Genomic DNA, 24,431 nt, shown 5'->3' with positions numbered 1-24,431 from the left:
AGGAGGATCCCTTGAACCAGCTCCGCCCCGTTGCCCTGCTTGCGCTTGCCCTGGGGCTTGCGCTGTCGGGCTGCAAGCCTGCGCCCCAGGCTGCCATCACTGACGCCGCCGCACCGGCTCCGAGCAGCACGGCCGCCGCCACGACGCCGGCCACGCCGGTTGCCGCGGCCCCGGCAGACGCGTCTGCCAGCTGCCCCCATCCGGTCTTCGACGACTTCCTCAAGCATTTCGGCAACGAGATCGCGCTGCAGGAAACGTCCACTGCCGATCCGCTGCTGGACAGCCACATCGATGGCGACGCCGAGCCGGAGCCACGCAAGGTGGAGGAGAAGGTGCCGCTTGCCAAGGTCGAATGGCCGGTGATGCCGGACCCGGCCACGCTGCAACGCCAGGGCCGCGAGATGCAGGTCACCCGCCTGCCCGACGGCCAGGTACAGGTGCAGATGCGCACCCCCGATACCAGCGACCAGCAGATCTACACCTTTGCCCAGAAGCCGTGCTGGCAACTGGTCAAGCGTGAGGACGAATCGATCTGACCCCTGAGCGACCGCCTTCGGGCGGTCGTGTGATTCACCCAAGGAGCACCGCATGCGTCTGTCTCCCGTTGCCCCCGTGCTGGCCCTGATGCTTGCTGCCTGCAGCGGCCCTGAGGCGGCTGCACCGGCGGCGGCCCCCGCTTCTACTGACCCGGCAGCGACGCCGGCCGCACCAGCGGCTGCCGTTGCGGACCTTCCCACCTCTCTTACGCGCGACGAGACCGGCATGCATATCGATTGCCAAGGCACCCGCCTGCACCTGGCGGCCCAGCCCACCCAAGACACGGACGCTTCCCGGCTGACCACGCTGGAAATCGAAAAGGACGGCGCACGCCAGGCCATTGCTGCGCCCAAGGAGATGGACGGCTATACCGCCGTTGGCCTGGCCTGCGTGCAGGACCGCAGCGGTACGCCGTACTTCGTCGTGCAGTACGGTGAACTGCCGTTCGGCTGCAGCTTCTGCGAGTGGTACTACCTGTACGACGCCAGTGGCCGCCAGTTGACCCACAGCACACCCCCGCTGCGCGGCGCGGAAGGCGAGGAGCAGGAGCCCAACAACGACGAGTACGAGACGTTGATCGACTCGCTCGGCATCAAGCACCCGGAGGTGAACTACATCGAAGACTGAGCGCAGCGGCAGGACGTCGCACGCGCGCTGTGAACGCAGCACCGCAGCACCGCAGTACCAGAAGTACCAGGAGCAGTACCCCTTAAGGAAATCCCCTTTTTCATAGAATGGATAGCACAGACATGGCAGACATCTACCAGGACATGGTCCAGCCCCGCGGGGCGGCCTACAGCAGTGACCGCATCAAACCGTGGAGCCACTACCGGGAGCCGATCGACCAGAGCGACGGCCGCCTGCATGGCAATTCCCGCCGGTGGGGCGATGCGACCCCGGAAGTACAGTCACGGGTGATCGACACGATCATCGAGTCGGCGCGCGAGAAGGGCCTGACCCCACGCGAAACGGCGCACGTACTGGCCATCGCCCGCGTTGAATCGGGTTTCAACCCCGATGCCGCCGCTGGCACCACCTCGGCCTCGGGCCTGGGCCAGTTCATCGACAAGACCGGCAATCACTACCACCTCAACAGCCGCAACCGCTTCGACGTCGGCGCACAGTCCGACGCACTGGTTGACCATTACATCGATAACCGCACGCTGGCGCACAAGCGCGGCCAGGGTGAGGAGTACATCTACAAGTACCACCACGACGGCCCGACCCGCGATTACGGCGGCCTCACCCTGTCTGAAAAGAAGGTGATGCCGTACGTGGACAAGTACGAGCGGTTCGTGGAGCAGCGCCTGGGCCTGACCCACGGCCAGTCCCATGGCAGCCACGCGGCCCCCGCCGCAGCTGCGGCCACCCACGCGCAGGCCAAGCCGGCAGCGGCGCATGCCGAAGGCCAGACCCGCACCTTCGAGCAGACGATGCAGGTGATGCTGCCCCCGCAGAACGGGGTCAAGCCGCACGTTACCGGTGAGTTCGGCGAACACCGCGCGCACAAGCCGCACGGTGGCACCGACTTCAACTATGTCGGCGGCCAGCACGGCCGTAATCTGCAGCACCCGACCGTCCACGCGCCGATCTCCGGAACGGTGACGTTCGTCGGTGGCGACTACGGCACGGTGAAGATCAGGGATGCACAGGGCAACTCGCACGAGATCCTGCACCTGCACTCGACCCAGGTGAAGGAAGGCCAGCCGATCAAGGCGGGCGAGCCGATCGGCACCATGGGCGGGCGTGGCCCGGGCGGTGCTGGGCAGTATGCCCAGCACGTGCATTACCAGTTGAAGGATCCGCACGGCAAGCTGCTCAGCCCGCAGGACTTCTGGGACCACGGCAAGCTGAAGGAAACCGGCAAGGGTGGCCATTCGCATGACGCCGACCACAACGGTGTGCTGCGCCAGGGGACCAAGGGCGAGGAAGTGACTGCGCTGCAGAAGGAACTCAACCGCCTGGGCGTGCGCGACGGCCAAGGCAATCCGCTGAGCGAGGATGGCAAGTTCGGTGCCAATACCAGGGACGCACTGATCGCCTACCAGAAGCAGCACGGGCTCACCGCCGATGGCGTGGCGGGTCCGGCGACGCTGGGCAAGCTGGCCGAAGGCCGCAGCCATGCCGAGGCGGCGCCGAAGGGGCCGCAACTGGGCGACAAGGCGCATCCGGATACGCCGCTGCACAATGCGATCCGTGGCCACATGCCGGGCATGATCTGCAACGAGATGAGCGCGTATGTGACCGCCCAGGCCAAGGCCGCCGGCATCGATTCACCGGAGAAGCTGCAGGGCGTCACCGTGCAGGATGGCAAGGCCTTCGTCATCGGCACCGTTCCCGGCTTCCGTACTGCGGTGGACATGACCCAGACGGCACCGAGCCTGCAGGAGACCAGCGCTGCAATGCTGGCCAAGCATGAGCCTTCGCAGCAACACGTGCAGGACGAGCAGCAGCGCGTGGCCATGGGCCGTTGACCGCTGCGTGTGAAGAGGTGTGTGGTAAAGGAGGCCGGCCGGGGTAATCCGGCCGGCTTTTCCGTTCATGGGGCAAGGACATACACGGATGCCGTTTCGCATGATGCACAGCACGCCGCCATTGCAAAGCATGGCGTCCACATGAGCCGGGTGCTGCGGTGGCGCAACGCATGGCAGCGGGTAGGGCTGGCACTGCTGCTCTGCCTGTTGCCGCTGCCAGTGCTGGCGGCGGCCGCGATCCCGGCACTGGATGACCCGGTGGTGGACACCGCCAACGCGCTGTCCGCCAGCACCCGCGCCACGCTGCGCGAGCAGGCATTGCAGCTGCAGGCACGCAAAGGCGCGCAACTGCAGGTGCTGGTGGTGCCCAGTGTTGGCGATGACGGCATTGAAGCCTATGCACAGCGCGTCTTCGAACAGTGGCAGCTGGGCCGCGCCGGTGTCGATGACGGGGTGTTGCTGCTGGTGGCAGTGCAGGACAGGCGCGTACGCATCCAGACCGGCTATGGCCTGGAAGGCACCATTCCCGATGCCTATGCCGCGCGCATCATCGACAAGGCGATCGTGCCGCGCCTGCGTGAGGGAGGCCTGGACCAGGGCCTGCTGGACGGCAGCAAGGTGCTGGTGGCGTTGATCGATGGCGAGCCGCTGCCGCCCCAGGAAGATGCATCCGCACGCAACCTGTTGCCAGCGGATTGGCGCATAGGGGATTCGGTCGTTGCCCTGACGTTGCTGGTGGGGTTCCTGGCCGGTCTGTGGCGATCACCGCCGCGCCTGCTGGCCACCAGGACCGGGGCCGAGTTCAGCTTTAAACGCCGTGAGCGGCGGCGCAAGGCATTGGCAGCCAATGCGGCAATGCCCAGGCCGAATTGGCCGACATTGCCTGCCTGGGGTAGACCGCTGCTGGTAACGGCAGTGATGGCCGCTGGGTTGGTTTCGGCGACGCTGCTGCTGCCGCGGCATGTGCTGCCTGCGCTGTTCTTTGTGCTGTTACCTGCTGTACCGGTGGCGGCGCTGGTGGGGTGGTGCTGGCGTCGCAGCCGTGGTGTGCGCATCGTGCTGTGCGGCATGTTGGCCGTGAGTATCGTTTTCTTCGCGGTGATGCTGGTCCGTGGCCAGTTGCCGCCCAGCCTTGCCCTGCACACGTTGCTGAACCTGGCGGTCGCCCTTGCCGCCATGCTGGTGTTCTTCCTGGTGCAGGCCGGCCGCGCGCGCTGGCGCAGGAACCGCAACAGCTTCGCCGTGCAGCTGGTGGTACTGGTGCTGTTGACCGGCGCCTATGCGCTGGGCGCGCTGCTGGCCATCGACCGGGCCAGCGACGAGAACGCACGTGTGTTGGCGATGATCGTGTCCAGCGTAGGCACGCTGTTCCTGTACTTCATCTGGCTGTTCACCCTGCTGCCCGGCGAAAAAGCACGCAGCGGACGAAGGTCGTCCCAAGGCTACCGTTCCTCGTCCAGCACCTCGTCGTCGAGTTCGTCCTCGAGCAGTTCCGGCGGCTGGTCCGGTGGTGGTGGTCGCAGCGGCGGCGGCGGCGCTTCGGGCAGCTGGTAGCTCAGGCCGCCCACACCCGCCAGCCCAGCGCGGCATCGCGCAGTTCGCCGCTACCGTTCACATCACCCACCTGCAGCTGCACGCCCTGCGCATTGGGCAGGTCCTTCTGCTCGGGGAACCAACGACGGTCGGCGGCGACGATGATCAGCAGGCCCTCGTCGTCGCCCACCGGCGCGAACTGCGGCGACGGCGGGCTGATCGGCTGCAGGCCGAAGCGCTGGCTGGACTGTTCGCGCACCGCATCGACATCGTGGCTGGGTAGGCCAACCTCGCTCAGGCAGGTCAGCTCGCTGCCATGGAAGGCGCCTGCGTGCGTGCTGACTGGAAGACGGCGCCGGCCGATCAACTCGAGGATCAGGCCATCAGGACCGGTGAAGTACACCGACTGCGACTGCCAGCTGCTCTCCAGCGCAAAGTAATCCAGGCCCTCAGGATTACGTTGCAGCGGGGTACGTTCACGCAACCAGGCCATCGCCTCGCCGAAGCGGTTGTCCGGTACGTTGAAGGCCAGGTGCACGCCACCGACGGGGTAATCACCCGCCGGCTGCAGTTCGATGGTGCTCCAGCCGATGTGCACATGGTTGCCGACCACGCGCTGCTGCAGCACATCATGGAAATACGCGGCCACGGAAGCGACGTCGGATACCGGCAGGGTGAGGTGCAGCAGGCGCATGATCGATTCTCCGTGGACGCGCCCACTGTAGCGCCGGGCCACGCCCGGCGGCCACTAGCGCAGTGAATGGTCGAAGAACCGCACTGCTGCGTCCACTGTCTGCGCGTGGGTCTTTGCCTTTGGCACTGACGTGCTGCAGAGGTCCTGCAGCCGCTGCTGCCCGGTCGGGGTGCATGCGGCGAGGAAATCGTAATGGCCGACACCTGGCAGCAGCTGCAGTGCAGCGCCCGCAATCACCGCACGCGCGGCCGCGCCATTGGTCTGTGGCGGCGCAACCGTGTCAGCCTCGCCAAGCACAATCGACACGGGCAGCCGCAACGAGGCCAGCTGCTCGGGCGCGAAGGCCTGGATGATCGCCGGTGCCAACAGGAACACCGCGCGCACGCCGGGAATGGCGCGTGCGTCGTTGGCGTGGGACATCCACGGCGACAGCTCGGCCGACGCCGCAGCGGCAACACGCGCCTCCATCGTGTGCGTTGCCGCTTCCTGTTGAGGCCGGCAGACGCCGTCATCCGGATGCGCCGTGCAGAACGCCAGCAGTCGCTGCAGGTCCGGTTGCGCCCCAGCCGCCAACAGCGCGGTGTAGCCACCGGCCGAGAAACCGGCAACACCCAGACGTTCAGGATCGACGTGCGGGCCCAGCACTGGATCGGCCTGCACGGCCGCCAGTGCCGCGCGCAGATCATCCGCGCGCAGCCAGGTCAACATGCTGCCATGGAGGGTCATCTGGTCGGCACCATTGTTGCCGGGATGATCGACCGCGATCACCAGATAACCTTTCCGTGCCAGCGCGGTGCCCAGCCAGCCCATCATGCGCGCGCTGCCGCCGTTGCCATGCGACAGCAGCAGTGTCGGCAGGCGAGCGCCTGCGGGCGGCGCATCCATCGCCGAGCGACCAACATCGAACAGGGGCGTGCCAGGCGGCCCGATGGTCACCTCGACTTCGCTGCTATCGGCTGGTGCCGGATACCACACCGTGTAGCGCAGGGTGTTGCGGTGCTGCGCATCGCGCACGGCGGCACTGGCCACCGTCGTGGTGCCATGGCGCTCGCCGGCTTTCCAGGTGTCGCCTGCGTGGGCGGAGAGCGCCGCTGCCATCAGCAGCAGCCCGACAATTGTGATGTTCACGCGCATCTTCAGCTCCATGTCAGCAGGGACCTTCGTCTACCGGCAGCCAGATCTCCACGCCGCCGTTGCCAGTGTGCTCGTTGAACCGGGCGTCGTAGCGCTCCAGGTCCGGCGCGTCGGCCAGGCTGAGGCCGGCGCTGGGCAGGTAGTGATCCAGCAACCAGAACCAGGTCGAGCGGATGGCCGAGATGTGCCCGCCGTGCCAGGCCACCAAGTAGCGTCGTGCGGGCACATCCACGCGCTGCCAGTGCGCGGGTACAGGGCCAAGTGAACCAATCGGCAGCGCGGCGATATAGTCGAAGCCGCCGTCGTCGTCGTTGTTGCAGCACACCCCAAAACTGACCGGGGCCGGCGCCGGCCATTCCCGGTTGAGCTGGGCCCACTGCCCGGGAATGGCACCGCCGCTGTTGCGGGTATGGCGCATGCCGATGCCGGCCAGCTGGAAGGCCGGGGTGTCGAGCAGCTGTGGCGCCTCAGCGCAGGCAGCCGGCGCCTCGTCCACGCGGATCGCCTGCACCAGCGCCAGCCCATCGGTGCCCTGTTCGCGTACCCGTTCCGGTGTCTGCCCGAACTGTTCGCTGAAGGCACGGGTAAACGCGGCATGAGTGGTGTAGCCCGCGCCAATCGCCACCTGCAGGATGTCGCATGCGCCGTTGGCCAGCCGCTGCGCGGCTGTTGTCAAGCGGCGCCCACGCAGGTAACGGACCACCGACGTGCCGGTGCGGGCCTGGAACAGGCGCGACAGATGGAACGGCGACAGTCCCACCGCAGCGGCGATATCGGCCAAGGCCAGCGGCTGCTCCGCATGGGTTTCGATGTACCACACCGCCTTGCCTGCCGCACTCATCCTGTCGTTCCATGAATCCGATGCTGGACACAGTAGCGGATCGGCAGGCGCGGCGTTTAGCAGTTCTTGCGCCTGCGCGGACTCAAGCTGTCGCACTGACGTCATGCCTCCTTCACAGATCGCGCTGAGACTGCGCGCCTTGTCCAGGCCTGGGATATCCCCGCAGGTGCTGGCCCTGTCGCGTCCTCCCGGAGTCCTGCCGTGCATCGTTCGAAGCTTTCGCGTTCCATCCTCCTCGCCCTTTCCATGGCCAGCGCAGGAGGCGCGATCGCAGCGGAGGCCGATGCGGTCGATGCCGCAGGCGGCAGCCGCGCCGCGCCCACCCAGCTTGATGCAATGCTGGTCACCGGTACCCGTGCCTCCAACCGCACCCAGTTCGAAACACTGGCGCCGGTGGACGTGTTCAGCAAGGAAGACATCAGCTCCGTTGAATCCACCGACCTGAAGGACGTGCTTGCCCAGCTGGTGCCATCATTCGTGGTGCAGCGCCTGCCGATGGCCGACGGGCAGGTGTTCGTGCGTCCGGCCACCCTGCGTGGCCTGTCGCCGGACCAGACCCTGGTGCTGGTCAACGGCCGCCGCTTCCACCGCAGCGCGCTGCTCGGCAACCGTGGTGCACAGGCGGCCGACCTTGCACAGATTCCGACCAGCGCGATCAAGCGCATCGAAGTGCTGCGCGACGGCGCATCGGCGCAGTACGGCTCGGACGCCATCGCCGGTGTCATCAACATCATTCTTGAGGACGGCCCCGGCACCGGGATCACCGCCGGCTATTCGCAGTACGCGCAGGGCGACGGTGCCTCGCGCGACTTCAGTGCGCGCACCGGCTGGTCGCTGGGCGACTATGGCAGCCTGGTGCTGTTCGCCGAGTCGTCCAATTCAGACGCCACCTCGCGTACCCGCCAGCGCCCGGATGCGATCGCCTTCCAGGCTGTACATCCGGAGCTGGAGGTGCCCAACCCGGTGCAGCGCTGGGGCCAGCCGGAACTGGAGAGTCGCCGCGTCGGCTTCAACATGAAGGCCAACGCCAGCGACGCGCTGGAGCTGTATGCGTTCGGTCTTTACAGCCACAGCGATGGCGTCAGTGATTTCAACTGGCGCAATCCGGACACCACCACCGGCGCCTACCGCACCACCGTCATCTTCCCGGGCTGGAACCTGCGCTCGATCTACCCGGTGGGTTTCAGCCCGCAGTACGGCAACGTCCAGAACGACCTGCAGCTGGTCGGCGGCCTGCGCGGCGAGATCACACCGAAGCTGCGCTGGGACGTGAGCGCCTCGTATGGCCGCAACGCCATCGACTACAGCCTGAAGAACTCGATCAATGCCTCGCTCGGCCCGGCCAGCCCGACCGACTTCGATCTCGGCCGCCTGACCCAGACCGAGAAGAACGCCAACGCCGACTTCAACTATGAGTGGGACGTGGCCGCGCTGACCAGGCCGATCAACGTCGCCTTCGGTGGCGAGTTCCGCCAGGAGACCTACCAGGTGCGCGCCGGTGACCCGGCGTCATACGCGGCGGGACCGGGCGCGGCTGCAGGCCTGGAGGCCAATTCCAATGGTGCGCCCGGTTTCTCGGCCAGCCAGGCCGGGCAGTGGAGCCAGCGCAGCAAGGCTGCCTACGTGGACATGGAGGTGCCGCTGGGCGAGCGCTGGAGCATCGGCGCGGCCAGCCGCTACGAGGACTTCTCCAGCTTCGGCAGCACGCTGGATGGCAAGCTGTCGGCGCGCTTTGCGATTACCCCGGACGTGGCCCTGCGCGGCACCGTGTCGACCGGCTTCCGCGCACCGACGCCGGCGCAGCTCAACACCACCAGCACCACCCAGGGGTTGGATACGCGCACGCTGCAGATCTTCACCAGCGGCCGCCTGTCGCCGAACGATCCGCTGGCGCAGCTGCTCGGTGCCAGGCCGTTGAAGCCGGAAGAATCACGCACCGCCTCGCTGGGCCTGACCTGGCGCACCGACCTGGGTCTGTCCGGCTCGGTGGATGTCTACCAGATCAAGCTCAGCGACCGCTTCAGCCAGTCGGCCAGTTTCGCCATTCCGGCCGGTACGCCCAATCCGCTGGGCTATACCTCGGTGAACTATTTCACCAACGACTTCGATACCACCACCACCGGCGTGGACGTGGTCGGCAACTACCTGCGCGACCTCGGCGCGGGCCGCATGACGCTGACCCTGGCCTACAACTACAACCGCACCCGCGTGGACAACGGCAGCACCTCGGTGGCAACCAATGAGACCCAGCGCGTGCTGTTCGAAGACCGCCTGCCCGAGCACAAGGGCAGCCTGACCGGCAGCTGGGACATCGGCGCCTGGTCGCTGATGGCACGCATGCGCTACTACGGCGCCTGGACCGATTCCAGCGGCAATGCGGTGGGCGATATCTACCAGCGCTTCGGCGCGATGAGCTTCCTCGACCTGGCTGTGGGGTATCGCATCAATGAGCATCACAGCCTGCGCGTCGGCGCCGACAATGTGTTCGACCGCTACCCGGATGAGGCCACTTTCCAGGCCAGTCGCGGCCTGGTCTACTCGCGCAACGCGCCGTACGACACCGACGGCGCCAACCTGTACGCGCAGTACCGGCTGAGCTTCTGATGGACCCGACCCGCCGCTTCCTGTTGCGTGCCGGCTCCTTGCTGCCGGCCGCAGCCGCACTTTCTTCACTGCCCGCCATGGCTGCCACGCGTTACGCTGCGTCCATGCAGATTCCCGCAACGACCGTGGCGCCGGACGTGCTGGCCCGCGATGAGAGCTACTGGGCCGCCGTGGCCAGCCACTTCGACATCACCGACGAAGTGAACCACCTAGAGAATGGCTACTGGGGCGCGATGGGCCGCGAAACGCTGGCCAGTTACCAGCGCCATACCGCTGAAGTGAACCGTGGCAACGCCTGGTATGGCCGTCATGCGTTCCCGGCGCAGTACATGGCGGTGCAGCGGCAGGTGGCCGGACTGCTGGGCGTGGGCGCGGATGAGATCGCACTGACCCGAGGCGCCACCGAGGCGATGCTGGCGCTGATCGGTGGCTACAACCGCCTGCGGCCCGGCGACCAGGTGCTGTACGCCGACATCGACTACGACAGCATGATCGGTGCGATGCGTTGGCTGCAGCAGCGCCGTGGCGTGCAGGTCGAGCGCATCGCGCTGCCGGTGGTGCCCGACCATGTGCAGATCCTGCAGGCCTACGAGGCCGCGTTCGCGCGGCTGCCACGCCTGAAGCTGGTGCTGCTGACCCAGGTCAGCCATCGCCATGGGCTGGTGCTGCCGGTGGCCGAAATCGCCGAACGTGCGCGGGCACGCGGCATCGACGTGATCGTTGATGCGGCGCACGGGTTCGGCCAGATCGACTACGCGGTGCCGCAGCTCAAGGCCGATTTCGTTGGCATCAACCTGCACAAGTGGATCGGCGCACCGGTCGGCGTCGGCGCGATGTATGTGCGCAAGGGCCGCGTTGCGGACCTCGACCCGTACATGGGCGAGACCGACGATGGCCGCGTGGGCAGCCGTGTGCACACCGGCACGGTCAACTTCGCCGCTTACCTGGCGCTGCCAGAAGCGATCGCGCTGCACCAGCGTATCGGCGCGGCCAACAAGCAGGCGCGCCTGCGCTACCTGCGCGAGCGCTGGACGGTGCCTGCGCGGCAGATGGCGCATATCGAAGTGCTGTCTTCACCGGACCCGGCGTTGGCCAGCGCATTGGCCAGCTTCCGCCTGCGCGGGCGCACCAGCGTGGCAGACAACATGGCGCTGCAGAAGCGCCTGCTGGACGAGCATCGCGTGTTCACCACCCATCGCGACGGGTTGGACTCCGGCGCCTGCGTGCGGGTGACGCCGTCGGTGTTCACCCGGCCGCAGCAGATGGATGCGCTGGTGCAGGCGCTCTCCGCCCTGGCCTGATCATGAACGGTAGTGCCGGCCGCTGGCCGGCAACCTCATGATCGTCGCCCACGAGCAGCTGCCGGCCAGCGGCCGGCACTACCGATCGGGTGGGTGCCGACCGTTGGTCGGCACATCCCATTCCACGCCTACCGCTCGATCGCCGGCAACGCATCGGACAACAACAACCGGTCAATCCGATGCAACGCACTCTCCAGCTGCCCTCGGTCCGCTGCCAGCCCCAGCGACAGACGCACGCCATACTGGTGCGAGACCCCCGGCGGACAAAACGCCGATGACGGCGCAATCGCCAGCCCCTGCAACTGGGCGGTACGCACCAGCGTGGCATCGGTCCACGGCGCCGGTATCCGGCACCACGCATGCAGCCCTTCCGCGCGCTGCAGCAGCGACGGTGCCAGCAGGTAACGCGCCATGCGCATTCGTTCGCGTGCCTCGGTGCGTACCTGGGCCAATAGTGATTGCGCCGAGCCATCCAGCAGCAGCTGGCTGGCCAGCGCCGACACCAGCGGATGCCCCATCAGTCGCGTCGCCCGCAACGCCGCCGTCATCGCCTCGGCGTGCACAGCGCTCGGGCATTGCACGAATGCGGTGCGCAGGCCGGGGCTGATCACCTTCGACAGCGTCGCCACATAGAACACATGGCGCGGTGCCAGCGTTGCCAGGGGTATCGGTGCATCTTCGGCAAGGTGCCAGTACGGATCATCCTCGATCGCCAGCAGGCCTTCGCTCTCCAGTACACGCGCCAGCGCCTCGCGCCGCTGCAGCGGCAGGGTCAGCGCGGTCGGGTTCTGGCAGGTGGGGTTGAGATAGACCAGGCGCGCGCCGCTTTCGCGTGCCTGCCGCAGCAGCGCTTCAGGGCACATGCCGTGTTCGTCGCTGTCCACCGGCATCAGCCGACGCCCCAGCGCCGCTGCGGCCTGCAACAGGCCCGGATAGACCAGCGCATCGCACAGGATCGTATCGCCATCGCGGCCCTGGCTGACCAGGATCGCGGCCAACGCCACCTGCGCGCCTTCGGTCAGCAGCAGGCAGTCGTCATCCACGGCGCCCAGCATCGGCTGCAGCCAACGCGCCGCAGCATGGCGATCAGTGGGGTTGCCGCCACCCAGGTGATACGTCATCAGGTTCGGCGCGTCGCTGCGTGCAAGCACGGCGGCGGCACCACGGCGCAGCGTCTCTGCCAGCGCGTCGGCGTCGGGCACCGGCGGCACGTTCATGCTCAGGTCCACCACCTGGTCGAAGCCGGCCTTGGGCGGTGCGATGAAACTGCCCTGTGGCCCGCGCGCTTCGATCAGGCCGCGTTTGCGTGCTTCATCGAATGCCCGCGTTACCGTGGTCAGGTCGACGCCGAGCTGCTGCGCCAACGCGCGCTGCGAGGGCAGGCGTTGCCCCGGTGCAAGACCGCCGCGGCGCACCGTGCGCTCCAGCGAATTGACGATGCGCAGGTAGATCGGCCCGTTGTGCGCGAGCACGTCCTGCACCCATTCGCGGGCTGCGACATCCGGTCGCGGCATGTACGGAGCATGTCGGGGCGTATCGTTGCTTCCGACGGCGGGAGCCTGTCCATAACCATCGGTCGGTTCGGACAGGTGACCGCCGTTGTTGTTTGCGGCGGCCGAACCGGCCCGCGTCGGTGATGTCATTGCGCGTCCTCAGCGCTTGGCCTGCCAGGGGCAGTAGCAGCCCACGGCAAGCAGTCCTTTCGGGCGCACGGTTTCGCCGCGCACCAGTCTGTCCAGCAGCGGTTCGACGAAGCTGTTGGCCGAGTTGCAGACCATGCCGATGCTGTACGGGCCGGCATACGCCAGATGGCCGTGCCGGTCCCAGATCGCCACGGCAGGGCTGGCCGGGATGTGTTCGATACCGTCGATGGTCGGCAGGTTGATCACCTTGTTGCGCAGCGGCTCGGGCAGCGCGCCCTGCGTGCCAGGGCGGCGGATCGCGTAGAAGTCGATGCCGGCACGGCGGTACATGCTGATCAGGTAGCTCAGGTGCGCACCGGTCTCGCGGTTGCACACGCCGCAGGCCGGGTCCCAGAAATGCACCACGCGGATGCGGCCGGTATCTCCGGCCAGATCGGCCGGCAGGCGCAGCTGCGAGTCGTCGAAGACGATGGCCTGTTCGGTGAAGGTGGACTGCGCGCTGTAGCCGAAGTACTGCCACAGCGCAGCCGCCACGCCGGCCATGAACAGGCAGGCGAGGGCGATCATCGTCGGCAGCAGCCAGCGGCGACGCGGCGCGGCTGCGCCCATCAGGACGCGTCCCCGCCGAACTTGTGCACGTACTGCTTGCGCATCTCGCGGCAGGAGTCGGCCTGCGCGCGGCGCTGGATCTCGCTACGCGACGGATCCTCGCTGCGCTGCAGGCACTGCTCGATGGCGTGGCGCTCGGCGGCCTGTACGTCCACGGTCTGTGGCTGCAGGCAGACCCAGGCCAGCGCGGCCAGCATCAGCACCACAAAGCCACCGCACCCGGCCATCACCAGGTGGAACTTCAGTTTCTCGGCGCGCATCGATGCACGTCCCTTCATCCATACATTGCATACAAAATATCATTTTGTATGGATTGGGCGCCATGCGTTCGGTTCAGACAATGGCGTTGTGCCGGGCCTCGGGAACTTCGGACAGGATCTCGTTCAGCTTGGCCAGCGCCCCGGCCAAAGCGCCCTGGTCGACCGCGCCGCCCAGCGACAGGCGGATGGCGTTGCCCGGCGGCGGCTCTTCCACGCTGAAGGCGTCCGAGCTGGCGATGCCCAGCCCCTGTTCCTGCGCGGCCTGGATCAGCCGGTACTGGTCCAGCCGTGGCGGCAGCGGCAGCCATACGTGCAGGCCGGCCGGGTGCGCCCGCGCGCGGGACGGCAGGTACCGCGCCGCAATCGCCTGGCGCTCGCGCAGCTCCTGCTGGAAGCGCCGTACCATGTCCTCGGCCTGGCCGCTGCGGATCCACTGTGAGGCCACCGCCACCATCGACTGGGTCGGCATCAGCGCGATCGCACGCAGGGCGTCCAGCACCGGTTCCATCGGTTCGCCGGCCGGCACCACCAGGTAGGCGGTGCGCAGGCCCGGTGCCAGGCACTTGGAAAGGGTGGAGATGTAGTAGACCGGGCAGCCGGCGTCGCGGTGGGCGGCCAGCGGCGGCGCGGCATCACCGGCCAGCAACCAGTAGGGATCGTCTTCGATCACGGTCAGATCGTGGCGCTTCGCCACCGCCAGCAGGGCCTGCCGGCGCTGCGCCGACATCGTCGCCGTGGTCGGATTCTGGATGGTCGGTACCAGGTACAGCAGGCGCGGGCGGCGCAGCTGGCAGGCTTCTTCCAGCGCATCGGGCAGCATGCCTTCGGCGTCCATCGCTACCGGCACCACGCCCCGCTGCAGCACGCGCGCGGCGGCCAGCAGGCCCGGGTAGGTCAGCTGCTCGGCGGCGATCAGCTCGCCCGGCTGGGTGCGGGCCAGGATCAGCGCGCACAGTGCGGTCTGCGCACCGGGGCAGATCACCACCTGGTCGGCACCGACCATCCCCAGCATCGGTGACAGCCACTGCACGGCGGCGGCGCGGTCCTCGCGGGTGCCGGCGCCGACGTGGTAGCTCATCAGTTCGCCCTGGCCCAGCTGCTGCCCGACGTGCTGGAAACCGGCCTCCATGCCCTGTGCGAACGGCGCGCTGCCCAGCAGCGGCGGGATGTTCATGCTCAGGTCCACTGAGGTGCTGCGGTTTCCGGCCGACAGTGCGATGAAGGTACCGCCGGCGCCCTGCGCATCCAGCAGGCCGGCCTGGCGCAGCTCGGCGAAGGCGCGGGTGACCGTGGTCAGGTCCACGCCCACCTGCTGGGCCAGGTCGCGCTGCGGCGGCAGCCGGTCGCCCGGGCGCAGCACGCCGTCGTCCACCGCCTCGCGCACCTGCTGGGCAATCTGCAGGTACAGCGGGCCGGCGCCCTCGCGGAAGGGGCGAACCCAGGTGCGATTGGGGTGTTTCAGGCGGCGGCCGGCGGCAGGTGGCGTCATCGGTCAGGTTTTTCCATACGTGCAGGTGCACAAGTCCATACAATGATGTATCTTGTATGGGCTTGATTGGAGTGGTTCGCCCTCTTGTAGGCGACCTCGTACCCACAGTGTAGCCGCTCCACGCCCGGGCGCTGCGCGCAGGCGAGCCGGTCAAGCGCGCTTCTTCAACAGGGTTGACCTCCAATGAATATCTGCTGGAACCGCATCCGCCTGGCGCTGGTCGCCCTGGCCTGCGTCGGCCTGTCGGGCTGTGACTGGGTGCTGCTGGATTCGAAGGGCATGGTCGGGCTCGCCCAGCGCGACCTGATCCTGATCTGCATCGGCCTGATGCTGATCGTGGTGATACCGGCCATCGTGCTGACCTTCGTGTTCGCGTGGCGCTACCGCGCCGGCAACACCAAAGCGAAATACACGCCGGACTGGTCGCACTCCACCAAGGTGGAGATCGTGGTCTGGGGCGTGCCGCTGATCATCATCGCGGTGCTGGCGGTGATCGTGTGGAAGTCCACCCACGAGCTGGACCCCTACAAGCCGCTGGACGTGGCTGGCGAACCGCTGCACGTGGACGTGATCGCCACCGACTGGAAGTGGGTGTTCGTGTACCCGGACCTGGGCATCGCCACGGTCAACCAGCTCAACTTCCCGGCCAACCGCCCGCTGGCGTTCAATATCACCTCCAACTCGACGATGAATACCTTCTTCATCCCGCAGCTGGGTGGGCAGATCTACGCGATGGCCGGCATGCGCACGCAGCTGCACCTGATCGCCAACGAGCCCGGCCAGTTCCGTGGCATGTCCGGCAACTACAGCGGGCATGGCTTCTCGAACATGAAGTTCATCGCCACGGCCAGCAGCAACGAAGACTTCGAGCGCTGGGTGGCCGAAGTGCGCAGCGCGCCGGACGCGCTCAGCTTCACGCAGTTCAAGGCGCTGGCCGCGCCGTCGAAGAACGCACCGGTGCAGCACTTCTCCAGTGTTGAACCGCTGCTGTTCAAGAAGGTCATCGACCAGTTCATCGGCGTCGGTGAGAACACCGCTGCGGCTACCCCGGCGGGCGCTGCCGGCGGTGCCCAGGTTTCCCAGGAGTAACGAACATGTTGGGTAAATTGACGTGGGAGGCCGTGCCGCTGCACGAGCCGATCGTCGTGGTCACATTGGTGGCCATGGTGCTGGGTGGCGTCGCGCTGCTTGGCGCGGTGACGTACTTCAAGCTGTGGGGCCCGTTGTGGCGTGACTGGTTCACCACCGTGGACCACAAGAAGATCGGCATCATGTACGTGGTGGTGGCGCTGGTCATGCTGGTGCGTGGCTTTGCCGATGCGCTGATGATGCGCGCGCAGCTGGCGGCGGCCGGGCCGGGCAGTGACGGCTTCCTGCCACCGGAGCACTACGACCAGATCTTCACCGCGCACGGCGTGATCATGATCTTCTTCGTGGCCACCCCGTTCGTGGTCGGCCTGATGAACATCATCGTGCCGCTGCAGATTGGTGCGCGCGACATGGCGTTCCCGTTCCTCAACGCCTTCAGCTTCTGGATCTTCGTGGTCGGCGCTGCGCTGATGATGATCTCGCTGGGCGTTGGCGAATTCGCCATGACCGGCTGGGTCGCCTATCCGCCGCTGTCGGGCATCGAGTTCAGTCCAGGCGTGGGTGTCGACTACTACATCTGGGCATTGCAGGCGTCCGGTGTCGGCACCTTGCTGACCGGCGTCAACCTGTTCATCACCATCCTGCGCATGCGTGCGCCGGGCATGACCCTGATGAAGATGCCGGTGTTCACCTGGACCGTGCTGGTCACCAGCGTGATCATCATCGCCGCCTTCCCGATCCTGACCGTGGCGCTGGGTGCGCTCACCCTGGACCGCTACCTGGACTTCAACTTCTACACCAACACATTGGGTGGCAACCCGATGATGTACGTGAACCTGGTGTGGGCCTGGGGCCATCCGGAGGTGTACATCCTGGTGCTGCCGGCGTTCGGCATCTTCTCCGAAGTGACCGCCACGTTCGCGCGCAAGAAGCTGTTCGGCTACAAGTCGATGGTCGGTGCCACGCTGGCGATCGGCATCCTGTCGTTCATCGTCTGGCTGCACCACTTCTTCACCATGGGCTCCGGTGCCAGCGTCAATGCATTCTTCGGCATCATGACGATGATCATCGCCATCCCCACCGGCGTGAAGATCTTCACCTGGCTGTTCACCATGTACGGCGGCCGCGTCGAGTTCAGCGTGCCGATGCTGTGGACCATCGCCTTCCTGGTCACCTTCACCATCGGTGGCATGACCGGCGTGCTGCTGGCCATCCCGGGCGCGGACTTCCTGCTGCACAACAGCCTGTTCCTGGTCGCGCACTTCCACAACACCATCATCGGCGGCGCGCTGTTCGGCTACCTGGCCGGCTTCGCCTACTGGTTCCCGAAAGTGTTCGGCTTCACCCTCAACGAGCGCTTGGGCAAGTGGTCGTTCGCGTGCTGGGTGATCGGCTTCTACCTGGCCTTCATGCCGCTGTACATGCTCGGCTTCATGGGCATGACCCGCCGCATGAACCAGTACGACAACCCGGCGTGGACGCCGTACCTGATCGCCGCCTTCATCGGTGCGCTGTTCGTGTTCGCGGGCATCATCCTGATGCTGGTGCAGATCTACGTGAGCGTTCGCGACCGCAAGCGCAACCTGGACCTGACCGGCGACCCGTGGAACGCACGCACGCTGGAATGGGCCACGCCGTCGCCGCCGCCGTTCTACAACTTCGCCGTGGTGCCCAAGGCCGATGAGCTGGACGCCTTCCACGAAGCGAAGAAGCGCGGCCTGCCGCCGCCGCCGAAGAAGTACGCACCGATCCACATGCCGAAGAACACCGGCGTGCCGCTGATCCTCAACATCTGGATCCTGGTGCTGTGCTTCGCCCTGGTCTGGCACATCTGGTGGATGGCCGCGGCCAGCTTCATCGCGATGATCGTGACCCTGATCGTGCGGTCCTACGACGAGGACGTGGACTACTACGTCAGTTCCGAAGAGGTGGCGCGCACCGAAGCGGCCAGCCTGGCCAAGTTGAAGGAGGTACGCGCATGAACCTGTTGACCCGCCCCGAGCTGGCCAGCGACACGCAGGCGCACGAGGACCACCACGAGCACGACCACGGCCACGAACAGGGCGGCATGAAGGTGTTCGGCATGTGGGTCTACCTCATGTCCGACCTGGTGCTGTTCGGTTCGCTGTTCGCCTCGTACGCGGTGCTCAGCACCGCCTACGCCGGCGGCCCCACCGGCAAGGAGCTGTTCTCGTTGCCGTTCGTGATGGCCGAGACCTTCCTGCTGCTTGTGTCCAGCATCACCTACGGCCAGGCCGTGCTGGCGATGCATCGCCACGACACCTCGGCGGTGCTGCGCTGGCTGGGCGTGACCTTCGTGCTCGGTGCCTCGTTCATCGGCATGGAGATCTATGAGTTCTCGCACCTGATCCACGAAGGCGCAGGCCCCAGCACCAGTGCCTACCTGTCGGCGTTCTTCGCGCTGGTCGCCACCCACGGCCTGCACGTGGCCAGCGGCCTGATCTGGATGGCGGTGGTCATGCACCAGGTCTACCGCCGTGGCCTGACCCCGACCAACATCACCCGCGTGTCGTGCCTGAGCCTGTTCTGGCACTTCCTGGACCTGGTGTGGATCTGCGTCTTCACCTTCGTCTACCTGATCGGAGCCTTCTGACATGGCCCACGTCGAAACCTCGCGCGCCGGCAATGCGCACGGCTCCACCAAGTCCTACCTGATCGGCTTCGTGCTGTGCGCGCTGCTGACCGTGGTGCCGTTCGCACTGGTGATGAACCCGGTGCTGTCGCGGCCGCTCACGCTGTTCCTGCTGGTCGGCTTCGCGGTGGCGCAGATCCTGGTACAGCTGGTCTATTTCCTGCACATGGACCGCAAGTCCGAAGGTGGCTGGAACCTGGCCAGCTTCGTGTTCACCCTGGTGATCCTGTTCATCATCGTCGCGTTGTCGGTGTGGATCATCTGGAGCATGCACTACCACATGATGATCAACTGAGCCTGCGAACCGTGAAAGGCATCGCGTTCCCCCACCGTGGCCTGCGGCTGGCCGCAGGCCTGCTGCTCGGCCTGCTGGCCGGTTGCAGTGCGCAGTCGCGCATGGACTTCTACTCCAAGGACATCGCCTGCGAAGAGCTCGGCCAGCACTGGTCGATGCCCGACAGCCGCGGCACCGTGCGTGGCCCGAAGGACCTGCAGGGGCAGGTGACCTATCTGTTCTTCGGCTTCACCAGCTGCCCGGATGTGTGCCCGACCACCATGGTCGAGCTGAGCCAGGTCAAGCACCTGATGGGCAAGGATGCCGACCAGCTGCAGGTGGTGTTCGTCAGCGTCGACCCGGCCCGCGACACCCCGGAGGTTGCGCGGACCTACGTGGAAGCGTTCGACCCCAAGGCAATCGCGCTGGTCGGCAACGAAGCGCAGCTGGCCGCGATGGCCAGCGACTTCAAGGCGTTCTACGAGAAGGAACCCGGCCAGGTGCCGGAGACCTACACCATGAGCCATATCGCGGGCGGTTACGTGTTCGACCGCCAGGGCCGCCTGCGCCTGTTCGCGCCCTATGGCATGCCGGTGGACAAGCTGTTTTCCGACGTGCAGCGCCTGCTGCTGGAGCCCGCTCATCCCGCCGCCGGCAACGACGCACTGGCCAGCTGCAGTCTCAAGCAAAGCGACACACTCGCCGCGCGCTGACGTCACCCCCACCGCGGTGGGTGCCGACCGTTGGTCGGCACTTCCCCACACACCCATCCCCCGGCCGGCCAGGAGAGCCAACCGGCCAGGGGCACCACTCAACGCCTTACTTGGTCTCTTCCCACTGCACCACGTCCGGCTCGGTCGCGCGGATACCGGCGATGGACAGCAGCCTGGTGGTCGCATCCAGCGCCGCGTTCACCGACGGGTACTCCACGATGGCCTGGCCTGAAGCCTTGGAGACCTTCACCACGGTACCGCCAGTGGCGGCGGCTGCGCGCTGGGCCGAGGCTGCATCGGTGAAGAACACCTTGACCCGCGAGGTCGCCACCACCGGCGCGCCGTCACGGGACACCGCCGCCGCGAACTTGCCGGCACCGGCATCAGCAGGCGCGGCGGTGGCGCCATCCAGCGAACGCTTGGTACGCGCGCTGGTGGTCGCCGCCGCCTGCGGGGTGATCGTGAACTGGCCGCCGCTGGCCTGCTTTACCGTTGCCGAGGGCGACAGCTGGAAACGCGTGCCGCCCACGTCGAATGTGCGGCCGGTAGCGGATGCCTTCAGTTCCTGCGCATCCACGGTCGACAGGGTCCTGGCCGGAGGGGTCTGCCCCGAGCTCTGTGCCCAGGCAGGGGAGGTCATCACCGCGAAGGTGAGCGTGCTCAACAGAATGGTCGTCTTCATCATCAGTGCCCCAGAACGCGGATCTTGAAGAATTCGAGGTTGCCACGCGATGCAGCGGTCGCGGCCTGCCCCATGTCGGTCACTTCCAGCGTCCAGGTGCCTGTGGCGTTCTCATCCAGGAAGGCATTGCTGGACAGCAGGTCCCAGCTGGTGAAGTTGCTCTGCGCGCCACCCGTGCCCGAACCGATCGCGGTGAACGCCGGCTGCACCACGCTGCGGGTGCCGCTGGGCGACACCAGCACGAACTGCAGCTGGCGCGTGTTGCGGTGGTTGACCCGGAAGCCCAGCTGCACGCTCTCGATGTTGCGCGCGCCGTTGGCCAGCTGGAAGGTCAGGCGTGCGGCGGCGGCCGAGGTGTTGCCGATGGCCACGGTACGCGTGGTGTTGCGCCAGCCGCTGTCGACCAGCGCACCGAGCGACTGGAAGTTCTCGGCCACCTGCACCGCGCGTGCAGCGTTGACCACGCCGAAGCCATACCAGTTGCTGTAGGCACGGCCGGCAGCATTCACCGTCCAGCCCGGCACCAGCGTGCGGCCGTCGGCCAGCGTCACCGCCGGCTGGTTCGGGTGGTTGCGGGTGGCGGTGGTGGCCAGGATGTACTTCACATCGCGATAGGACAGGTTCGGGTTGGCTTCCAGCACCAGCGCCGCCACGCCCGAGACCATCGGCGCCGACGCCGAGGTGCCGTTCATCTTGGCGGTGTAGTTGCAGGTGCTGTCGATGGCCGACAGGTTGCTGTCCAGGGTGTTCTGGCGGTTGGTGTTCTTGTTGCTGCCCTGCGCGCACCCGGTCACGTCGGTGGTGACGATGGCCGGGTCGTAGGCGCGTGCCACCAGGCCGGGCGCGTACTGCGCCTGCAGGCCGTACTCGCCGCCAAAGGCCGAGACCCACAGCGCCGAGCCGGTGGACGAATACGACGAGCGCACGCCATCGGCGCGCACCGCGCCTACGGTGATGACGTTGAACAGGTTGTTGCGCGGGTCGCGGCCAGCCGGCACGCAGCCGGTGTTGCGGTTCTTGGTGTCGGTGGTGCAGACATCCTGGGTCTGGCTGATCGAGGCATTGTTGAAGTTGTTGCCGGCCGACTTCACGTAGATGCCGCCGCGGCCACCGCGCGTACCCGACAGCGCCTGCTCGTACGAACGAATCGTGTTTTCGCTGTACGCCAGCGGCAGGTTCGGATTGCCCGGGCCGGCGCCCCAGCTGTTGTTGAACACCTGCACGTCGGCCGACTCCGCGCCGTCCCACCAGGCGTACTCGATGTTGCTCTGCTGGTTGCCCAGGGCCGAGCGCGAAATCGGGTTGAAGCCCTTCAGCGTCGCCGCCGGCGCCACACCGCGCACGCCCAGGTTGTTGGCGCCCACCGCGCCCGCAATGCCGCCGACCATGGTGCCGTGGTTGTCGACATCCGGGTTGGTCGGGGTGGGGTTGTTCGAGCCATTGGTGAAGTTCTTGCCGGCCACCGCCGCCACGTTGGCGGCCAGGTCAGGGTGCGCGATCTGCAGGCCGTCATCGACGATGGCGATGGTGACGCCCTGGCCACGGATGCCATTGCGGAACAGGCCATCCACGTTCAGGTCGTTGCCGGCCACCGGCAGTGTGTCAGCCGGGACAGTCTGCCCGGTGTTGAGCAGGTGCCACTGTATCCCCGCCAGTGGATCGGCCTGTTGGGCCTGGGCGGTGACGGCCAGGCTGCCCAGCACCAGGGCAGTGGCGAGGGCCAGGCGCGCAGAGCGCGGTGGCGCGGAGCGTTGCGTGTGTCGCTTCATACACGAATCCTTCTGTTGTGAATCGGCATGGCAGGACGGCGGGGCGGATCTGCCCCATCGCAACGAGCCAAACGCGACACAACGAAGAACCCCCTACCTCTTCACACACCCAATCTGCAGATGTGCCGATTGCGTCACAAACGCTTATGCCGCGGGGTAATGACGACTGCCGAGCCCCGCATCTGGTGGACGCCAACCTTGGTTGGCCCGCATATCCACGCATGGCGTGGATCTACCATGTGTCATCGCGCGCCCTCACATCGCGCTGTGCTACTACAGCCCGTGCACCCTTCCGCACGGAGCACGATGATGGTCAATCCGCTCGCCCAGGCCCATCGCGGCCTCGGCACCACACTGTTCAGCCTGTTGAACCCGATACCCTTCGGTTTCTTCGTCGGCGCACTGATCTTCGACGCGATCTACCTCAACAGCGCCGAGGTGATGTGGGGCAAGGCGGCCGCCTGGCTGATCACCTTCGGCCTGCTGATCGCCATCGTGCCGCGCCTGATCAACCTGTTCGCGGTCTGGCGCCGCAACGGCACAGCCACCCGCATCGACCGCATCGACTTCTTGCTCAACCTGGTCGCGGTGGTGCTGGCCATCTGGAACGCCTTCGTGCACAGCCGCGATGCGTACGCCGTTGCGGTGCCGGGCACGATCCTGTCGGCGCTGACCGTGGCCCTGATCGCCCTGGGTCTGATCCTGCTGTCACTGCAGCCGCCGGTGCTGCAGGGAGGTCGTCATGGCTAAGCACATCCTGCCCACCATGGGCGCCCTGGCGCTGGCCGTGATGCTGTCGGCCTGCGCAGGCAAGGCTGAATACCATCCCGCCGACCAGTCGGGCCCGCAGCCGCCGCTGCCCAAGCCGGCCAACTTCCTGATGCCGCCGATGCAGGTGCCCAAGGGCGTCGGCTGGGCTGATGGACAGACCCCCACGGTGGCCGAGGGCCTGAAGATCGAGCGCATCGCCGCCAACCTGCAGCATCCGCGGCGCCTGCTGACCCTGCCCAATGGCGACGTACTGGTGGTGGAAGGCAACGGCCCCGGCGAAGAACCGGTCACCACGCCCAAGCAGTGGATTGCCGGCAAGGTCAAAGCGCGCTCGGGCAAGGCCGGCAAGGGCGGGAACCGGGTCACCCTGCTGCGCCGCGCGCCGGGAACGAACACGTGGACCCAGCATGTCTACATCGAGGGCCTGCATTCGCCGTTCGGCATCCAGCTGATCGGCGACACGCTGTACGTGGCCAACACCGGCAACATCATGCAGTACCACTACGTGCCCGGCGAAACCCGCATGTCGGACAAGGGCCGCGAGTTCACCGACCTGCCCAGCACCATCAACCACCACTGGACCAAGGAACTGCTGGCCAGCCGTGATGGCCGCAAGCTGTATGTGGGCGTGGGCTCCAACAGCAACATCACCGAGAACGGCCTGGCCGTCGAATACCGCCGTGCGGTGGTGCTGGAAGTGGACGTGGCCACCCGTGGCAGCCGCATCTTCGCCTCGGGCATCCGCAACCCGACCGGCCTGGACTGGGAGCCGAGCACCGGAAAGTTGTGGGCTGTTGCGAACGAACGCGATGAGATCGGTGCCGACCTGGTGCCGGATTACCTGACCTCGGTGAAAGAAGATGGTTTCTACGGTTGGCCCTACAGTTACTACGGTCAGCACTTGGACGAGCGCGTGCAGCCGCAGCGGCCGGACCTGGTGGCCAAGGCGATCGTGCCGGACTACGCGATCGGCTCGCACGTGGCGCCGCTGGGCCTGCTGTTCTATACCGGCCAGGCACTGCCGGCGCAGTACCACGGCGGTGCCTTCATCGGCGAACACGGCAGCTGGGACCGTTCGCCACTAAGTGGCTACGAAGTGGTCTACGTACCGTTCAAGGACGGCAAGCCGACCGGGCGGCCGCAGACCGTGGTCAGCGGCTTCGCCTCGAAGGACGAGAAGACCCTGATGGGTGCACCGGTGGGCATGGCGATGGACGCCGAAGGCGCGCTGCTTGTGGCCGACGACGTGGGCGACGTGGTGTGGCGGGTGTCGGCGAAATAGCTGTGTAGCGTCGAGCCACGCTCGACTGCTGTGGATCCGGCCTTTGTAGAGCCGAGCCCATGCTCGGCTTACGCGCGCA

Annotated in this window: 22 protein-coding genes; 13 read left to right on the top strand and 9 right to left on the bottom strand. The window is 66.8% G+C overall.

The window, feature by feature from the left end; genetic code table 11:
- Positions 1 to 11: 11 nt before the first annotated feature.
- The 4 genes from AC5P9W_RS02880 (at position 12) to AC5P9W_RS02865 (ending at position 4,565) form a co-directional block, all read left to right on the top strand.
- Positions 12 to 536: a hypothetical protein gene (locus AC5P9W_RS02880; protein WP_019661618.1), complete on the top strand. Its 525-nt coding sequence runs from the start codon at positions 12 to 14 to the stop codon at positions 534 to 536.
- Positions 537 to 588: 52 nt separating this feature from the next.
- Positions 589 to 1,164, top strand: a complete 576-nt coding sequence (locus AC5P9W_RS02875; protein WP_227852309.1) for a hypothetical protein — start codon at positions 589 to 591, stop codon at positions 1,162 to 1,164.
- Positions 1,165 to 1,286: 122 nt separating this feature from the next.
- Positions 1,287 to 3,011, top strand: coding sequence for a peptidoglycan-binding protein (locus tag AC5P9W_RS02870; protein ID WP_206621336.1), 1,725 nt, complete (start codon positions 1,287 to 1,289; stop codon positions 3,009 to 3,011).
- 141 nt (positions 3,012 to 3,152) lie between these two features.
- Positions 3,153 to 4,565 carry a TPM domain-containing protein gene (locus AC5P9W_RS02865; protein WP_206621335.1) on the top strand — a complete coding sequence of 471 codons (1,413 nt, stop codon included), beginning with the start codon at positions 3,153 to 3,155 and terminating at the stop codon, positions 4,563 to 4,565.
- A 1-nt stretch (position 4,566) separates the two neighbouring features.
- Here AC5P9W_RS02865 and AC5P9W_RS02860 read toward each other — a convergent pair whose 3' ends face one another.
- The 3 genes from AC5P9W_RS02860 to AC5P9W_RS02850 are packed head-to-tail and all read right to left on the bottom strand — an operon-like array spanning position 4,567 to position 7,213.
- Entirely contained in the window at positions 4,567 to 5,238 is a 672-nt protein-coding gene (locus tag AC5P9W_RS02860) for a VOC family protein (protein ID WP_021201969.1), read from the bottom strand.
- A 54-nt stretch (positions 5,239 to 5,292) separates the two neighbouring features.
- Entirely contained in the window at positions 5,293 to 6,336 is a 1,044-nt protein-coding gene (locus tag AC5P9W_RS02855) for an alpha/beta hydrolase family protein (RefSeq protein ID WP_425605105.1), read from the bottom strand.
- A 49-nt stretch (positions 6,337 to 6,385) separates the two neighbouring features.
- On the bottom strand, positions 6,386 to 7,213 hold the full coding sequence (locus tag AC5P9W_RS02850; protein WP_021201967.1) for an AraC family transcriptional regulator: 828 nt from the start codon (positions 7,211 to 7,213) through the stop codon (positions 6,386 to 6,388).
- A 201-nt stretch (positions 7,214 to 7,414) separates the two neighbouring features.
- On the opposite strand from AC5P9W_RS02850, the gene AC5P9W_RS02845 reads away from it, so the two are divergent.
- Both AC5P9W_RS02845 and AC5P9W_RS02840 read left to right on the top strand, forming a co-directional pair.
- The gene (locus AC5P9W_RS02845) at positions 7,415 to 9,817 is read left to right on the top strand and encodes a TonB-dependent receptor plug domain-containing protein (protein WP_495218764.1); all 2,403 of its coding nucleotides are present in this window, start codon (positions 7,415 to 7,417) and stop codon (positions 9,815 to 9,817) included.
- Positions 9,817 to 11,118 carry an aminotransferase class V-fold PLP-dependent enzyme gene (locus AC5P9W_RS02840; protein WP_111104526.1) on the top strand — a complete coding sequence of 434 codons (1,302 nt, stop codon included), beginning with the start codon at positions 9,817 to 9,819 and terminating at the stop codon, positions 11,116 to 11,118. The genes AC5P9W_RS02845 and AC5P9W_RS02840 overlap by 1 nt, the downstream gene beginning before the upstream one ends.
- A gap of 128 nt (positions 11,119 to 11,246) precedes the next feature.
- Here AC5P9W_RS02840 and AC5P9W_RS02835 read toward each other — a convergent pair whose 3' ends face one another.
- The 4 genes from AC5P9W_RS02835 to AC5P9W_RS02820 are packed head-to-tail and all read right to left on the bottom strand — an operon-like array spanning position 11,247 to position 15,119.
- The gene (locus tag AC5P9W_RS02835) at positions 11,247 to 12,761 is read right to left on the bottom strand and encodes an aminotransferase-like domain-containing protein (protein WP_111104523.1); all 1,515 of its coding nucleotides are present in this window, start codon (positions 12,759 to 12,761) and stop codon (positions 11,247 to 11,249) included.
- Between the two features lie 9 nt (positions 12,762 to 12,770).
- Entirely contained in the window at positions 12,771 to 13,370 is a 600-nt protein-coding gene (locus AC5P9W_RS02830; RefSeq protein ID WP_021201963.1) for a DUF6436 domain-containing protein, read from the bottom strand.
- Positions 13,370 to 13,648 carry a hypothetical protein gene (locus AC5P9W_RS02825; RefSeq protein ID WP_227852303.1) on the bottom strand — a complete coding sequence of 93 codons (279 nt, stop codon included), beginning with the start codon at positions 13,646 to 13,648 and terminating at the stop codon, positions 13,370 to 13,372. The genes AC5P9W_RS02830 and AC5P9W_RS02825 overlap by 1 nt, the downstream gene beginning before the upstream one ends.
- Before the next feature lie 55 nt (positions 13,649 to 13,703).
- Positions 13,704 to 15,119, bottom strand: a complete 1,416-nt coding sequence (locus AC5P9W_RS02820; protein ID WP_197576013.1) for an aminotransferase-like domain-containing protein — start codon at positions 15,117 to 15,119, stop codon at positions 13,704 to 13,706.
- A 183-nt stretch (positions 15,120 to 15,302) separates the two neighbouring features.
- On the opposite strand from AC5P9W_RS02820, the gene cyoA reads away from it, so the two are divergent.
- From cyoA to AC5P9W_RS02795, 5 genes are read left to right on the top strand one after another with little or no spacing between them, the layout of a single operon-like run.
- Entirely contained in the window at positions 15,303 to 16,208 is a 906-nt protein-coding gene (cyoA, locus tag AC5P9W_RS02815) for a ubiquinol oxidase subunit II (protein ID WP_010482114.1), read from the top strand.
- Between the two features lie 5 nt (positions 16,209 to 16,213).
- Positions 16,214 to 18,190, top strand: a complete 1,977-nt coding sequence (cyoB, locus tag AC5P9W_RS02810) for a cytochrome o ubiquinol oxidase subunit I (RefSeq protein WP_197576014.1) — start codon at positions 16,214 to 16,216, stop codon at positions 18,188 to 18,190.
- A complete protein-coding gene (gene cyoC, locus AC5P9W_RS02805; RefSeq protein WP_005414759.1) occupies positions 18,187 to 18,822 on the top strand; it encodes a cytochrome o ubiquinol oxidase subunit III in 636 nt (211 codons plus the stop codon). Before cyoB ends, cyoC begins: the two co-directional genes overlap by 4 nt.
- Position 18,823: 1 nt before the next feature.
- On the top strand, positions 18,824 to 19,156 hold the full coding sequence (gene cyoD, locus AC5P9W_RS02800; RefSeq protein ID WP_005411473.1) for a cytochrome o ubiquinol oxidase subunit IV: 333 nt from the start codon (positions 18,824 to 18,826) through the stop codon (positions 19,154 to 19,156).
- 11 nt (positions 19,157 to 19,167) lie between these two features.
- Positions 19,168 to 19,848 (top strand): SCO family protein, encoded by a 681-nt coding sequence (locus AC5P9W_RS02795; protein WP_111104520.1) that lies wholly within the window; start codon positions 19,168 to 19,170, stop codon positions 19,846 to 19,848.
- A 106-nt stretch (positions 19,849 to 19,954) separates the two neighbouring features.
- Here AC5P9W_RS02795 and AC5P9W_RS02790 read toward each other — a convergent pair whose 3' ends face one another.
- Both AC5P9W_RS02790 and AC5P9W_RS02785 read right to left on the bottom strand, forming a co-directional pair.
- On the bottom strand, positions 19,955 to 20,533 hold the full coding sequence (locus AC5P9W_RS02790) for a DNA breaking-rejoining protein (protein ID WP_197576016.1): 579 nt from the start codon (positions 20,531 to 20,533) through the stop codon (positions 19,955 to 19,957).
- Positions 20,533 to 22,299: a S8 family serine peptidase gene (locus tag AC5P9W_RS02785; protein WP_049441989.1), complete on the bottom strand. Its 1,767-nt coding sequence runs from the start codon at positions 22,297 to 22,299 to the stop codon at positions 20,533 to 20,535. The genes AC5P9W_RS02790 and AC5P9W_RS02785 overlap by 1 nt, the downstream gene beginning before the upstream one ends.
- Before the next feature lie 309 nt (positions 22,300 to 22,608).
- Here AC5P9W_RS02785 and AC5P9W_RS02780 point away from each other — a divergent pair, with 309 nt between their 5' ends.
- Positions 22,609 to 23,049: a DUF2231 domain-containing protein gene (locus AC5P9W_RS02780; RefSeq protein ID WP_021201954.1), complete on the top strand. Its 441-nt coding sequence runs from the start codon at positions 22,609 to 22,611 to the stop codon at positions 23,047 to 23,049.
- Positions 23,042 to 24,352 (top strand): PQQ-dependent sugar dehydrogenase, encoded by a 1,311-nt coding sequence (locus AC5P9W_RS02775; protein WP_206621334.1) that lies wholly within the window; start codon positions 23,042 to 23,044, stop codon positions 24,350 to 24,352. Before AC5P9W_RS02780 ends, AC5P9W_RS02775 begins: the two co-directional genes overlap by 8 nt.
- The last annotated feature ends 79 nt before the right edge of the window (positions 24,353 to 24,431 follow it).

It is taken from the genome of Stenotrophomonas sp. YJH_SMC_33, from assembly GCF_059372295.1.
The sequence above is the reverse complement of the archived record's forward strand: the minus strand, read 5'-3'. Positions and strand labels throughout refer to the sequence as shown.

What these genes read in the sequence shown, in the direction of transcription:
- AC5P9W_RS02875 (WP_227852309.1), top strand. Translation starts at nt 589, where the DNA reads ATGCGTCTGTCTCCCGTTGCCCCCGTGCTGGCCCTGATGCTTGCTGCC.
- AC5P9W_RS02870 (WP_206621336.1), top strand. Translation starts at nt 1,287, where the DNA reads ATGGCAGACATCTACCAGGACATGGTCCAGCCCCGCGGGGCGGCCTAC.
- AC5P9W_RS02865 (WP_206621335.1), top strand. Translation starts at nt 3,153, where the DNA reads ATGAGCCGGGTGCTGCGGTGGCGCAACGCATGGCAGCGGGTAGGGCTG.
- AC5P9W_RS02860 (WP_021201969.1), bottom strand. Translation starts at nt 5,238, where the DNA reads ATGCGCCTGCTGCACCTCACCCTGCCGGTATCCGACGTCGCTTCCGTG.
- AC5P9W_RS02855 (WP_425605105.1), bottom strand. Translation starts at nt 6,336, where the DNA reads ATGGCAGCGGCGCTCTCCGCCCACGCAGGCGACACCTGGAAAGCCGGC.
- AC5P9W_RS02850 (WP_021201967.1), bottom strand. Translation starts at nt 7,213, where the DNA reads ATGAGTGCGGCAGGCAAGGCGGTGTGGTACATCGAAACCCATGCGGAG.
- AC5P9W_RS02840 (WP_111104526.1), top strand. Translation starts at nt 9,817, where the DNA reads ATGGACCCGACCCGCCGCTTCCTGTTGCGTGCCGGCTCCTTGCTGCCG.
- AC5P9W_RS02835 (WP_111104523.1), bottom strand. Translation starts at nt 12,761, where the DNA reads ATGACATCACCGACGCGGGCCGGTTCGGCCGCCGCAAACAACAACGGC.
- AC5P9W_RS02830 (WP_021201963.1), bottom strand. Translation starts at nt 13,370, where the DNA reads ATGGGCGCAGCCGCGCCGCGTCGCCGCTGGCTGCTGCCGACGATGATC.
- AC5P9W_RS02825 (WP_227852303.1), bottom strand. Translation starts at nt 13,648, where the DNA reads ATGAAGGGACGTGCATCGATGCGCGCCGAGAAACTGAAGTTCCACCTG.
- AC5P9W_RS02820 (WP_197576013.1), bottom strand. Translation starts at nt 15,119, where the DNA reads ATGACGCCACCTGCCGCCGGCCGCCGCCTGAAACACCCCAATCGCACC.
- cyoA (WP_010482114.1), top strand. Translation starts at nt 15,303, where the DNA reads ATGAATATCTGCTGGAACCGCATCCGCCTGGCGCTGGTCGCCCTGGCC.
- cyoB (WP_197576014.1), top strand. Translation starts at nt 16,214, where the DNA reads ATGTTGGGTAAATTGACGTGGGAGGCCGTGCCGCTGCACGAGCCGATC.
- cyoC (WP_005414759.1), top strand. Translation starts at nt 18,187, where the DNA reads ATGAACCTGTTGACCCGCCCCGAGCTGGCCAGCGACACGCAGGCGCAC.
- cyoD (WP_005411473.1), top strand. Translation starts at nt 18,824, where the DNA reads ATGGCCCACGTCGAAACCTCGCGCGCCGGCAATGCGCACGGCTCCACC.
- AC5P9W_RS02790 (WP_197576016.1), bottom strand. Translation starts at nt 20,533, where the DNA reads ATGATGAAGACGACCATTCTGTTGAGCACGCTCACCTTCGCGGTGATG.
- AC5P9W_RS02785 (WP_049441989.1), bottom strand. Translation starts at nt 22,299, where the DNA reads ATGAAGCGACACACGCAACGCTCCGCGCCACCGCGCTCTGCGCGCCTG.
- AC5P9W_RS02780 (WP_021201954.1), top strand. Translation starts at nt 22,609, where the DNA reads ATGGTCAATCCGCTCGCCCAGGCCCATCGCGGCCTCGGCACCACACTG.
- AC5P9W_RS02775 (WP_206621334.1), top strand. Translation starts at nt 23,042, where the DNA reads ATGGCTAAGCACATCCTGCCCACCATGGGCGCCCTGGCGCTGGCCGTG.